The following is an 11,748-nucleotide window of genomic DNA, read 5'->3' as shown; positions in this document are numbered from 1 at the left end:
TGCGGCACCCTCCGCCCGTACGTCCTCGTCCCGCGCCGCCGATACCCCCGGCACCCTCGCCGGCACGTACGCACGTACGCACGCAGGCCCGTACCTCCCGCCGCCGGTCAGCCCGGCACCCGCCCCGCCGCCCACGCGTCCAGCTCCTCCGGCGTGCGGGGCACCGTCTCGTCCTCGCCCAGCAGTCCCCGGGACCGCAGCAGCCGGGCCACCGCCATCGCCCATGGCCGGCGCAGCCGCGCCGCGTCCAGCAGCTCCGCGTCGGCCAGCAGCCGGGCCACCGGCCCGGTGCGCAGCCCGTCCGGAGTGAGCACCGCCGCGTCGTCCGCCCAGCGCAGTGCCAGGTCGACGTCGTGCGTGGCCATCACCACCGTCGTCCCGGACGCCCGCAGCCCGTCGAGCGCGGCCAGCAGCCGCTCCTGCCCGTGCGGGTCCAGCCCGGCCGTCGGCTCGTCCAGGATCAGCACCCGCGGCCGCATCGCCACGGCACCCGCGATGGCCGCCCGCTTCCGCTGCCCGTACGACAGCAGGTGCGTGGGCCGGTCCTCCAGCGCCACGATGTCCAGCGCCTCGAGGGCCGCCCGCACCCGGGCCCGCACCTCGTCCTCCGGGAGGCCCAGGTTCATCGGCCCGAACGACACGTCCTGCCCCACGGAAGCCGCGAACAGCTGGTCGTCCGGATCCTGTACGACCAGCTGCACCGTCGTACGCAGCCGGGTCAGCCCCTTCCGGTCGTACGCCACGTCCTCGCCGGCCACCCGCAGGCGCCCGCTCGCGCACCGCAGCCCGCCGCTGAGCAGCCGCAGCAGCGTCGTCTTGCCGCTGCCGTTGCGGCCCAGCACGGCCAGCGACCGCCCCTCGGGGACGGCGAAGTCGACGCCCGAGAGCACGGCCGGCCCGTCCTCGTAGGCGAACCCCGCGCCGACCAGCTCCACCACGGCGGTTTCCGGCATCACAGCGACCTTTCCAGTACGAGGGTGAGGGCGACCACCGCCGCCAGCAGCGCCGCCGTCGCGGCCAGGAAACGGCGGTCCACCCGCGCCTCGGGCACCAGCACCCGCAGCGTCCCGTCGTAGCCCCGCCCCGCGAGCCCGGACTGCAGCCGCGCCGCACGGTCGAAGGCCCGTACGAAGGCGGTCGCGGCGAGCCCCGCCACCGACCGCCACGCCGCCGCCCGGCCGGTCAGCCCGAGCCGCGCGGCCTGCGCCTGCCGGATCCGCGCCACCGCGTCCAGCAGCAGGAACCCGATCCGGTACATCACCAGCGCCACGTCCACCACGGGCGCGGGCACCCCGGCCCGGACGAGCCGCGGCAGCACGTCCGAGACGGGCGTGGTGAACGCGAACAGCAGCAGTCCCAGCGACGCCGCCGAGGTGCGCAGCAGCAGCCCGGCGGCCTGGGCGGGCCCGTCCGGCGCGAGCGCCACGAACCCGGCGGGCCCGCCGACCTGGAACAGCAGCGGCACGGCGCCCGTCACACAGAATCCGAGCGGCAGCCGCCACGCCCGCCACAGCCGGCGCGGCGCCACCCCGGCCGGGCCGAGCAGCACGGCGAGGGCCGCGACGGCGACCAGCACGGCGCCCGGCCACGGCGGCAGGGACACCGCGCACGCGGTCAGCCCGAAGCCGAGCGCGGCCTTCTCGGCCGGATGGCGGCGGCGCCAGCGACTGCTGTGCGCCGCCACGTCGATGGGCAGCACCCGCGCTACTCCCCGGACGCGGGGGGAGCGGCCGCCCGGGGCCGCACCGGCGGCGCGCGCGGCCCCGTCAGGGAGCGCACCGGCACCGTCCCCGGCCTCGGCCGCCAGGGCCGCGCGGCCCCGCTCCTCGCCCTGCCGGCGTCCGCGCCGCAGCCCGAAGTAGTAGGCCAGCACACCCGCGCCGAGCGCCGCCTGCAGCGAGAACAGCGCCGACTCGACCTCACCGGACGGCGGCTCGTACAGCGGCGTGAACCACGGCTCGTAGTCCGGGGCGTTCTCCGTGATGGCCGTCTCCGCCTGCGCGTCGGCGCCCGCGAACGGCTCCTCCTTGCCGTCGCCGAGACCGAGCGCCAGCGGCAGCACCGCCAGCGCCACGACCACCAGCACCAGCAGGACGTTGATCCTCGCGTTGCGGCTCATCGGACCGCCGCCCCCTTCGTCGCGTCCGCCGCCGGCAGCACCCCGAGGCGCGCCAGCTCACCCTTGCTGGACTGCCGCAGCAGCCGCATGACCAGCACCGTCAGCAGGCCCTCGCTCACCGCGAGCGGCAGCTGCGTCACGGCGAAGATCCCGCCGAACTTGGCGAGCGCCCCCGCGAAGCCGCTCCCCGGGTCGGGGAACGCCAGCGCCAGCTGCACGCTCGTCACGCAGTACGTGGACAGGTCCGCGGCGAACGCGCCGAAGAACACCGCCACCATCAGCGGCACCCCGGACCGGCGCAGCAGCAGATACAGCCCGTACCCGGCCCACGGGCCGACGACGGCCATCGAGAAGACGTTCGCGCCGAGCGTGGTGAGCCCGCCGTGCGCGAGCAGCAGCGCCTGGAACAGCAGCGTGATCGTGCCGAGCACCGCCATGACCGGCGGCCGGAACAGGATGGCGCCGAGCCCCGTACCGGTGGGATGGGAGCAGCTGCCCGTCACCGACGGGATCTTCAGCGCCGACAGGACGAAGGTGAACGCCCCGGACGCGCCGAGCAGCAGTGTGGACTCGGGGTTGGCCCTGACCTCGCGGGTCAGCGCCCGGACACCGTGGACGACGAACGGAGCGGCCGCCAGTGTCCAGGCGACCGCGTGTTCCCGGGGCAGAAACCCCTCGGCTATATGCATGTGGGGGAGACCCTCTCCAGCACCTCGTGGATGGACAACGCGCCCTGGCCGGTCTCCTGGCTGACGGGTACTACCGCCTCGGCTCCGCCTTCCCGGATGCCGCGGTCTCCCGCGGCGGTCCAGTGGCTTCCCCGCTCGCGCGGGGGGTGGAGCCGGACTTCCCGATCACAGTGGCGAGGGCCGCACCGGCTTTGCACCGGTTTCCCGTACACCAAGGCCCTGCGACAGTAGTGCGTTGACCAGCTCCCTCACAACCGCGCCCGCCTCAGCCCTTGCGGTAGCCGTACGCCTCCGAAGCCGCCGCCGCGACCGCGTCGAGGTCCCCGCCGGCGGCCGACGTCACCACCGCGGCGACGGCGCCCTCCAGGAACGGCGCGTCCACCAGGCGCGTACGCTCGGGGAGTTCACCGCCCTCCGCGAGCAGGGCCTTCACCGTCAGTACGGCGCTGCCCAGGTCCACGAGCACGGCCACGCCCGCGCCCCGGTCCACCTCGTGCGCGGCCCGCGCGATCAGCTCGGCGCTCGTGCCGAGCCCCCCGTCGGGCCCGCCCCCGGCGGCGGCCACCGGCACCCCCGACGCCCCGCCGGCGAGCCCCAGCGCCAGCCGGACGACGGCCGCGGCGACCTCGGCGCTGTGCGACACCAGCACCACCCCGACCCCGCCGCCCGGCGCGCCCTCGACTCCGCCGCCCGGCGCGCCCGGCGCGCCCCCGGCGCCGCCCGCCGCCCCGCTCACGCGGACACCTCCGCGAGCGCGGCGAACAGCAGGGCGGCCGAGGCGGCGCCCGGGTCCTTATGGCCGACGGACCGTTCGCCGAGGTAGCTGGCGCGGCCCTTGCGGGCGAGCATCGGCACGGTGGCGGCGGCGCCCTCCTGAGCGGCCCGCGCCGCGGCGGCGGCGCCGCCCTCCCGGAGCGCGGCCACGGCCGGCTCCAGCGCGTCCAGCATCGTCTTGTCCCCGGCCTTGGCGCCGCCGAGCTGCGCGACCGCGGCGACCCCCGCGCCGAGCGCCTCCGCCAGGGCCTGCGGCGACACCTCGGCGCTGTCGCCCAGCGCCTTGCCGGCCCGGCGCAGCAGCGTCCCGTACAGGGGCCCCGACGCGCCGCCGACCGTCGAGATCAACTGACGCCCCGCCAGCGCCAGTACCGCGCCCGGCGTCCCTGGGGGCTCCGCGTCCAGGGCGGCCGCGACCGCCGCGAACCCGCGCCGCATGTTCGCCCCGTGGTCGGCGTCGCCGATGGCGGAGTCCAGTTCGGTGAGGCGGTCGGCCTCCCGGTCCACGGCGGACGCGGCGGCGGCCAGCCACCGCTGGAAGAACCCGGCGTCCAGCACGGCGCTCACCGCCCCCACCGCAGCGCCGGGGTCTGCACCGGCGCGTCCCACAGCCGCAGCAGCTCCTCGTCGGCCGCGCACAGCGTCACCGAGGCCCCCGCCATGTCCAGGGAGGTCACGTAGTTCCCCACGAGGGTCCGCGCCACGGGCACCCCCCGCTCCTTGAGGACCCGGTGCACCTCGGCCCCGAAGCCGTACAGCTCCAGCAGCGGTGTTCCGCCCATGCCGTTGACCAGCAGCATGACGGGACCGGACGGATCGAGGTCGTCCAGCACGGCGTCCACGGCGTGGTCGGCGATCTCCCCCGCGGTCATCATCGGCCTGCGCTCGCGCCCCGGCTCCCCGTGGATGCCGACGCCGAGCTCCAACTCCCCGGGCGGCAGGTCGAACGTCGGGCCGCCCTTCGCCGGTGTGCTGCACGCGCTGAGCGCCACGCCGAAGCTCCGCGACGCGGCGTTCACCCGACGGGCGACCGACTCCACCCGCTCCAGCGGGGCGCCCTCGTCGGCGGCGGCACCCGCGATCTTCTCCACGAACAGCGTCGCCCCGGTCCCGCGCCGCCCGGCCGTGTAGAGGCTGTCGGACACGGCCACGTCGTCGTCGACGAGCACCTTGGCGACCTGGACGCCCTCGTCCTGCGCCAGCTCGGCCGCCATGTCGAAGTTCAGCACGTCACCGGTGTAGTTCTTCACCACGAACAGCACCCCGGCCCCCGAGTCGACCGCGGCGGCGGCCCGCACCATCTGGTCGGGAACGGGCGAGGTGAACACCTCCCCGGGGCACGCGGCGGACAGCATGCCGGGCCCGACGAACCCCGCGTGCAGCGGCTCGTGCCCGGATCCGCCCCCGGACACCAGCGCCACCTTCCCGGCGACGGGAGCGTCCCGCCGCACGACGATCCGCTGCTCCACGTCCACGGTCAGCTCCGGGTGCGCGGCGGCGAACCCCCGCAGCGCGTCGGCGACCACGGTCTCGGGCACATTGATGAGCATCTTCAACGCTGCCTCCAGGCGAGGGACTGGACGGTGCTGAGTGGTGACGAGCGGTCGGGCACGGGCCGGGGCCCGCATGCCATCTTCACGCCTCACCCGCCGGATACGCACCCTGCGCGCCACACGCGGCCGCCGTGCCGCGCCCGGCTCGGTGCCCACCGGGGTGGCCTCCGCCCGGGTCCGGCCGGACGCCGCCGCAGGCCCGGACCGCCCTCGCCGTCACGCGACGGTCAGGACCTCGGACACCGCTCTGCGGGGCGTCGCCGGTGCCTCGGGGCCGTAGCCGAGGCGGATCACGATCTGCGGGTGCGCCGTCCGCGAGCGCGGGTCCCGCACCAGCCAGCGCAGCTCGGGCCACTCCAGCGCCTGCGAGTTCAGCGACGTGGCCAGGCCGTCCAGCGTCGCCTGGAGCAGTACGCGCTGCATGGCCTGTCCGGCGCGCAGCCAGTCCTCCGGCTCGTCCCGGCGGGTCCCCAGCACGGCCAGGCACGGTGCCGGCTCGTACACCGCGGCGCCCCGGTCGCCGGCCCCGCCGCCGGGGAAGTCCCGGACGGGTGCCCGCCCGTCGTAGCGCCGGAGACCGCGCGCGTACGGCGGGATGCCGTCCGGTGCCGACGCGTCCCGGTCCGCCGTCCAGCGGGCGATCTCCTCCCGTACCTCCGGCGACAGCTCCTCCGCGCGCTCCGCGTCCCACACGGCGGTCAGCACCTCCCGCACCCGCCAGTCGTCCGCCACGTCGAGGCGGGCCCCCTCGGCCACGGCGGCGCCGCGCAGCCCGTCCAGCAGCTCCTCGGGCACCGGCTCGTCGCTGAACGGGACCCGGCTGGTGTGCCGCCTGAGGACGGCGGGCCGCAGACCGGCGATGTCGTCGCGGTTCCGCGCGGGCACGAACCCGGCGACGGCCAGCAGTTCCGGGTCGGCCGGGTCCGGGCGCGCCGTGATCCGGGCCTCCCAGCCGGCGTCGGCGGCGGCGACCCGCAGGTTGAACAGGGCGGCCCCGCAGCCCAGGTGCAGCCCGCGTGTCGACGGGTCGGAGCGGGGCATCGTACGCGTCGGGTCCATCCGCAGGGCCAGCGCCCCGCGCGCCCGCTCGTAGTGGAACAGCCACGGCTGGGCGTTGTGCATCGACGGTGCCTGCACGGCGTCGGCCACCCAGGCCGTCAGCGATGTCGTGTCGGGCGTACGGGCGGTCATCGGACCCACCTCCCGAGGTGCGGTCGGCGCCTCCGGGCCGAAATGGCTCGGCCCCGGGCGGGAGCCTGCGTGCGGATGGCCCTCCCATCCGATCACCCCCCGAGCGTCCCCGCACGGCGGCGCCGCCGGACAGGGCCGGCCGGGGCACCCCGGAGGGCCGGACGTCCCGTGCCGCGCGGCGCGGGAACCCGCCCTCGTCGGCCGGGAGGACCGCTACGACGGCGGGCGTGCCTCGGAGGGCCGCGACCCGGGGGGCCGGGGCTCCGGCGACGGCGGTCGCAGCAGATACGACCCCGCGAGCTCGACGGCCTCACGCGTGGTGACCCCGGAAGGGTCCGCCGCGATGAACTGGCGGCCGATGGCCAGCGCGAACGCCAGGACGCTGCGCGCCTCCACCTCGTCCGGGTCGGTCAGGAACGCGCCGAACATCCCGCGCAGGAACCGCATCCGCTCGTTGTCGATGCGCCGCAGCCGCTCGGCCACGGCCTCGTCGCGCCGCGCCCAGACCCGCACCGCCAGGTCGATCCGGTGCAGGTCGTCAGAGGAGGTGAGCCGCCCGACGCGACGGAGCCGATCGGCCGGGTCGCCGCCCTCGGCGTCCACCCGGGCGAGGATGTCGCGGGTGCAGCGGCGCTCCCACTCGTCCAGCATCTCGGCGAGCAGTGCGGGGCGGCCGTCGAAGTAGCCGTAGAACCCGCCCTTCGTCACGCCGAGGCGGGCGGCGAGCGCCTCCACGCGGACCGCGTCGGGCCCGGATTCCGCGAGGACCTCGAGTCCTGCCTCGATCCAGCGCTCTCGGGGGGTACGGGCGACGGCGGGAATCGGCCACCTCCATTGCTGCGGGCTTCATCTGTACGTTACCGTACAGAACAGATGTACGGTGCCGTACAAACGGGGATCGGCCCCGGGGGCGGCGTTGACGGGGGAGGGCCGTGCCATGGGCCACGCGGGACGACTGCTGCGCTGGGCGAGCGGGATCATGTGGGTGCTGGGGGCGGGCCACCTGGCGCTGGCGACGTTCCTCGCCCGCGACGACGTGGCGGGCTGGGCGGAGCGGGGGGTGCGGGCGGCCGTGCCGCTCATGGACGGCGGGCCGACGGTGGCGTCGCTGACCAACGCGGTCACCTTCTGGGCGGGCCCCGGCTCGTTCAGCGTGCCGCTGATCCTGCTGGGCTGGCTGACCTGGCACCTCGCCGGCCGCGGGGTGGCGGTGCCCGCCGGGATCGGCTGGGCGCTCGCCGCGTGGTGCGTGGTGGGAGGCCTGCTGCTCGTGCCCTCGCCGTACTTCGCCGGGGCCGTCGCCGGACTGCTCGTCGTCGCCGCGGCGCGGCGGCCGGCCGGACCGGGGGCGCCCGCCGGGCCGGGGATGCCGGCCCAGTCGGGGGCGGCGGGATCGGGCCGGCCCGTGTCCGGCGGGCGGGGCGCCGCTCAGTAGTTCTGCCACTCGTGGCGGGTGTACTCCAGGACCGCCGGGTCCATGAGGGTGCTGGCGCGGACGTCCTGGGGGCGGCGGTCCACGGGGAAGACCGTGGAGGCCTTCAGGACCGCGTCGTCCAGGAAGCGCAGCCGGGGCGCGTCGGCGGCCAGCCGCAGCGGCGGGGCGCCGCCGCCCCGGCCGGGCGCCGCCAGGACGAAGCCCCAGTTGCCGAAGCTCGGCACGTCCACCTGGTAGGCGGTCGTCCCGTACCCGGCCTCCCGTACCGTCCGGGCGATCGACCAGTACGACTTGGGCGCGAAGAACGGCGACCCGGCCTGCACCACGACCCGGCTCTCCGGCTTCAGCACGTGCGTGAGCAGGTGGTAGAACTCGACGCTGTACAGCTTGGCCAGCGCCGCCGTGTCCGGGTCGGGGAAGTCGATGACGACCGCGTCGTACCGCTGCCCGGCGTCCCGCAACCAGGTGAAGGCGTCCGCGTTGACGGCGGTGACGCGCGGGTCGGCCAGCGCCTGCCCGTTGAGCTCCACCAGCGGGCCGAACGAGCGCGCGAGGCGGGTCATCGCCGGGTCCAGGTCGACCAGCGTCACCTTCTCCACGTCGTCGTAGCGCAGCACCTCCCGCAGCGCCAGCGCGTCGCCGCCGCCGAGGACCAGCACCGACGACCGCTTCCCGGCGAGCGCCGGATGGACGAGGGCCTCGTGGTAGCGGTACTCGTCCACCGAGGAGAACTGCAGGTCGCCGTTGAGGAACAGCCGCGTGTCCGGCGCGCCGGTGAACGCGGTGGAGCGGGTGACGACGATGTCCTGGTACGGGGTGGTCTCGGCGTGCACGATCGGGTCCCGGTACAGCTGCTGGCGCGCCGTCACCTCGATGTCGTCGGCCAGCGCGTACACCGTGGCCAGCACCGCCAGGACCGCCGCGACGCCGCCCAGCAGACCCGCGCGGACCATCCGCCTGGTCTCACGGCGGAAGATCCACAGGACGACGCCGCCGCCCGCGACGGCGTTCACCGCCCCCACCACCAGCGCGCCCTTCAGCTGCCCGAACGCGGGCAGGAGCAGCAGGGGGAAGCAGAGGCCGCCGATGAGCGCGCCGACGTAGTCCGCGGCGAACATGTCCGCGACGGCGCTGCCCGCCTCCTGCCGCCGGATCCGCTGGAGCAGCGTCATCAGCAGCGGGATCTCCGCGCCGATCAGGAGGCCCACGACGAAGCAGGCGACCACCATGGCCGGCATGTAGATCCGCAGCCAGGAGAACGCCACGTACAGCAGGAGCACCGAGAGGCCGCCGACGAGGCCGAGGAGCAGTTCGACCAGCGCGAACGCGCCGACGGCCCGCCGCTGGAGCGGTTTGGCGGCCAGGGAGCCGATCCCCATGGCGAACACCATGACGGAGATGACCACGGAGGTCTGCATCACGGAGTTGCCGATGAGGTAGCTGCCCAGCGCCGTCAGGGCCAGCTCGTAGACGAGGCCGCAGGCGGCGCAGACGAACACCGCGAGGAGCAGCAGCACCCGTGTCCCCCGCGGGTAGCGGGGGCGGCCGGGGGCGGTGGCGGGCGGCGCGGCTCCGGTGGGGTCACCGGCCGCGGCGGGGGCGCCGGGGCGGTCGCGGTCGCCGGGGTCGCCGGATCGGGTGGTGTCCGGGGCGGTGGTGGTGCTCATGGGGTGGGGAGGCGTCAGGAGACGGCGGCGCCGACCATGAAGGCCGTGCCGATGTACATGGCCGCCTGGACCCAGGCGGCGGGGTGGGCGGCGGTGCCGTTGTCGTCCAGGACGGCCGCGCCGAGCCGGCCGGGCGTGAGCACGCCGATGAGGAGCGAGATGAGGGTCATCACGACGACGCCGGCCAGCCCGTACAGGAGGGTGCTCACCAGGCCGTAGCCGAGGCCGAGCTCCGACTCGCTGGCGCGGATGGACGCCTCGATGATCAGGCCGACGGCGACCATCTGCCCGGCGAGCAGCACGGCGGCGCCGCGGTTGCGCTCGGTCCACACGACGTGGAACAGCTTGCCGGGGGTCACCACGTCGAGCGCGACGAAGCCGACCACCATCACGACGAAGCCGACCAGGCCGTAGAGCACGGCGATGCCGGCCGACTCGAAGATCTCTGCCACGGGGATGCCTTTCGGGGTCGTCGTCGGGGACGTACGGAGTGCGGGTGGGGGTGCGGGTGCGGGTGCGTTCGGGGGGTGTGCGGGTCGGGCGCGGGGCGCCGGGTCACTTGCCGGAGCCGGGCCCGCCGCCGCGGAAGCTCGCGCTGTCGGGGTCCGGCCACTTCGAGAGGCGCGACTTCCAGCGCTTGTGCCCCGAACGGTAGTCGTCGACCTGGACGAGGCTGCCCGTCTGGTAGGGGCTGATGGCCACGATGTCGTCGCGGTAGCGCAGGAACACCATGCCGTCGTCGGAGTGGAGCCGTTCGATGGCGGCGGACTGGCCCTCGATCTCGTCCGCGACCGGCTGCGGCGGGTCCACCTCGTCCACGTAGTCGGCGCCGTTGGGCTTGTACTCGCTGACGATCCAGCTGTACGGCACCGGGTTGGCGGCCTCGTCGTCGTCCGGTTCATCGGCGCAGCCCGCGAGGAAGGCGGCGGTGATCAGCAGCGCGGTGATGCGTCGGGCGGGGGCGGTTCTCATCGGGCCTCCAGCCGGGTGTGGGTCGCCACGATCCGGCGGCTTCTCGGGTACGTGTGCCAGGTGCGCCAGGTCAGCGCCGTGCCGTCCTGCTCGACCGTCAACGCGGTCACCGCGTCGGCGGAGCCGGGGAAGACGCCGTACAGGGAGTTCGGGTGGGCGTCCGCCAGGTCGCGGATGCGCGCGACCTCGGCGCCGAACCCGGCGGCGCCGTGCGTGTCGACGCGGGCGCCGAAGGAGTAGTGCCAGTCGGCGAAGTCGTGCGTCACGGCCCCGGGCAGGCCGCCGCTGACACCGGGCAGGCAGGCGACGGTCTCGCGGACCGGACCCGCGCACACCTGATGCGAGGCGCCGAGCAGCCGCAGCTGGACGTCGAGCCCGCCGACGGTGACGTCGCGCACGGCCAGCGCGTGGCGGGCGGGGTGGCCGAGCGTGAAGGACAGCTGGTCGGCGTCGGTGTCCAGATACGGCGTGTCCAGGGCTATGCCGTTCACTGAAGAGATCCCCCGAGAGCCGTACCTGCGCGAGCGCGCCGAGTATGACACAGCGGCCACCGCCTGCTCCCGCGGGAGCCCGGAGGCCCCGAGCCCGGAGGTCCCGAGCCTCGGCCGCAAGGTCGGGGGCCCGAGGCGCGAGGTCGGGGGCCCGAGTGCGGTGCGGGACGGTGCGGAGGCCGCCGCGACGCGCGCGGTGCGGTGTGGAGGGGATGAGCGCTGTGCCGTGCGGGGGCGGCGGGGTGGCTCCGGTGGCTCCCGGGCCTCCGGTCCCCGGTGGGGTGACGCCGTGCGGAACCGGGCCGCACCGGGGACGGCCCGCACCCGTCGTGGGGGAGCGGCCCGGCCCGGGCGGTGCGGAGCGGAGTCGTACCGCCCTGAAAGCGGCGTGCTGCTGTACGGCGCCGTGCGCGACGGCCCGGATCTGAGGACCCTGCGGGTGCGGGCCCGCGATGGTGCGGACCTGGCGGGTGCGGGGCCCGGGTGTGCGGGGCCCCGCGCGTGCTCACGGGTGTGCGTCTTGCTGTGTGTTCCGTGTGCGCGTCCCGCGCGCTGTCCGCCCCGCGTGCGCGTCCCGTCCCGGGTGTGCGTCCCCGTGGTCCTCGCCGGTCGTGCCGCCGGATGCCGTTCGCGCGGACGGGACGTCACCGCCCCGCCATCGGCGGGAGGGTGGTGTTTCGGCCACCCCCATGGAGGGGGTCTGTGGTCTGGACCTTAAGATCGGTCTGGGGGATTTTCACCTCGTACGCGACCAGCGGCGCCCCCGCGGCCGCGCTTCCGCAGGTCGGGGCCGGGTGGCCGTCCCGGCCGGGGACCCTCCGCCCTCGACAGGGGCCCCCTCGGCGGCGACAAGGGTT

General features: G+C 75.8%; 13 protein-coding genes, 1 pseudogene and 1 riboswitch. Of the genes and pseudogenes, 1 reads left to right on the top strand and 13 read right to left on the bottom strand.

Features of this window, described 5'->3' with window-relative positions; genetic code table 11:
* Positions 1 to 107 precede the first annotated feature (107 nt).
* From ACSUPT_RS01365 to ACSUPT_RS01325, 9 genes and pseudogenes are all read right to left on the bottom strand, one after another.
* Positions 108 to 953 (bottom strand): energy-coupling factor ABC transporter ATP-binding protein, encoded by an 846-nt coding sequence (locus ACSUPT_RS01365; RefSeq protein WP_351967090.1) that lies wholly within the window; start codon positions 951 to 953, stop codon positions 108 to 110.
* Positions 953 to 1,699, bottom strand: coding sequence for a cobalt ECF transporter T component CbiQ (gene cbiQ / locus ACSUPT_RS01360; RefSeq protein WP_351967089.1), 747 nt, complete (start codon positions 1,697 to 1,699; stop codon positions 953 to 955). The genes ACSUPT_RS01365 and cbiQ overlap by 1 nt, the downstream gene beginning before the upstream one ends.
* A 63-nt stretch (positions 1,700 to 1,762) precedes the next feature.
* Positions 1,763 to 2,119, bottom strand: a pseudogene (locus tag ACSUPT_RS01355) (energy-coupling factor ABC transporter substrate-binding protein); the annotation flags it as partial.
* Positions 2,116 to 2,808: an energy-coupling factor ABC transporter permease gene (locus ACSUPT_RS01350; protein ID WP_436943249.1), complete on the bottom strand. Its 693-nt coding sequence runs from the start codon at positions 2,806 to 2,808 to the stop codon at positions 2,116 to 2,118. The gene ACSUPT_RS01350 and the pseudogene ACSUPT_RS01355, both read right to left, overlap by 4 nt.
* 29 nt (positions 2,809 to 2,837) lie before the next feature.
* A riboswitch (cobalamin riboswitch) is annotated at positions 2,838 to 3,039 on the bottom strand.
* A 34-nt stretch (positions 3,040 to 3,073) separates the two neighbouring features.
* Entirely contained in the window at positions 3,074 to 3,460 is a 387-nt protein-coding gene (locus tag ACSUPT_RS01345; protein ID WP_351967149.1) for a PTS-dependent dihydroxyacetone kinase phosphotransferase subunit DhaM, read from the bottom strand.
* An 80-nt stretch (positions 3,461 to 3,540) separates the two neighbouring features.
* Positions 3,541 to 4,140 carry a dihydroxyacetone kinase subunit DhaL gene (dhaL, locus tag ACSUPT_RS01340; protein WP_436946155.1) on the bottom strand — a complete coding sequence of 200 codons (600 nt, stop codon included), beginning with the start codon at positions 4,138 to 4,140 and terminating at the stop codon, positions 3,541 to 3,543.
* Between the two features lie 5 nt (positions 4,141 to 4,145).
* The gene (gene dhaK / locus ACSUPT_RS01335) at positions 4,146 to 5,132 is read right to left on the bottom strand and encodes a dihydroxyacetone kinase subunit DhaK (protein WP_351967147.1); all 987 of its coding nucleotides are present in this window, start codon (positions 5,130 to 5,132) and stop codon (positions 4,146 to 4,148) included.
* A gap of 219 nt (positions 5,133 to 5,351) precedes the next feature.
* Positions 5,352 to 6,326, bottom strand: a complete 975-nt coding sequence (locus ACSUPT_RS01330) for an Acg family FMN-binding oxidoreductase (protein ID WP_436943248.1) — start codon at positions 6,324 to 6,326, stop codon at positions 5,352 to 5,354.
* 213 nt (positions 6,327 to 6,539) lie between these two features.
* A complete protein-coding gene (locus tag ACSUPT_RS01325; protein WP_351967146.1) occupies positions 6,540 to 7,112 on the bottom strand; it encodes a TetR/AcrR family transcriptional regulator in 573 nt (190 codons plus the stop codon).
* A 151-nt stretch (positions 7,113 to 7,263) separates the two neighbouring features.
* Here ACSUPT_RS01325 and ACSUPT_RS01320 point away from each other — a divergent pair, with 151 nt between their 5' ends.
* Positions 7,264 to 7,761: a DUF6463 family protein gene (locus tag ACSUPT_RS01320; RefSeq protein ID WP_436943247.1), complete on the top strand. Its 498-nt coding sequence runs from the start codon at positions 7,264 to 7,266 to the stop codon at positions 7,759 to 7,761.
* Here the strand turns inward: ACSUPT_RS01320 and ACSUPT_RS01315 are convergent.
* From ACSUPT_RS01315 to ACSUPT_RS01300, 4 genes are all read right to left on the bottom strand, one after another.
* Positions 7,755 to 9,428 (bottom strand): polyamine aminopropyltransferase, encoded by a 1,674-nt coding sequence (locus ACSUPT_RS01315; protein WP_436943246.1) that lies wholly within the window; start codon positions 9,426 to 9,428, stop codon positions 7,755 to 7,757. The genes ACSUPT_RS01320 and ACSUPT_RS01315 overlap by 7 nt on opposite strands.
* 14 nt (positions 9,429 to 9,442) lie before the next feature.
* Positions 9,443 to 9,880, bottom strand: a complete 438-nt coding sequence (locus tag ACSUPT_RS01310; RefSeq protein ID WP_351967083.1) for a DUF350 domain-containing protein — start codon at positions 9,878 to 9,880, stop codon at positions 9,443 to 9,445.
* Positions 9,881 to 9,983: 103 nt separating this feature from the next.
* Positions 9,984 to 10,400: a DUF4247 domain-containing protein gene (locus ACSUPT_RS01305; protein ID WP_351967082.1), complete on the bottom strand. Its 417-nt coding sequence runs from the start codon at positions 10,398 to 10,400 to the stop codon at positions 9,984 to 9,986.
* Positions 10,397 to 10,891 (bottom strand): DUF2617 family protein, encoded by a 495-nt coding sequence (locus tag ACSUPT_RS01300; RefSeq protein WP_436943245.1) that lies wholly within the window; start codon positions 10,889 to 10,891, stop codon positions 10,397 to 10,399. Before ACSUPT_RS01300 ends, ACSUPT_RS01305 begins: the two co-directional genes overlap by 4 nt.
* Positions 10,892 to 11,748: the final 857 nt, after the last annotated feature.

It is taken from the genome of Streptomyces sp. SudanB25_2051 (assembly GCF_964272635.1).
Classification (GTDB): Bacteria; Actinomycetota; Actinomycetes; order Streptomycetales; family Streptomycetaceae; genus Streptomyces.
This window is presented reverse-complemented; position numbering and strand designations above follow the sequence as displayed.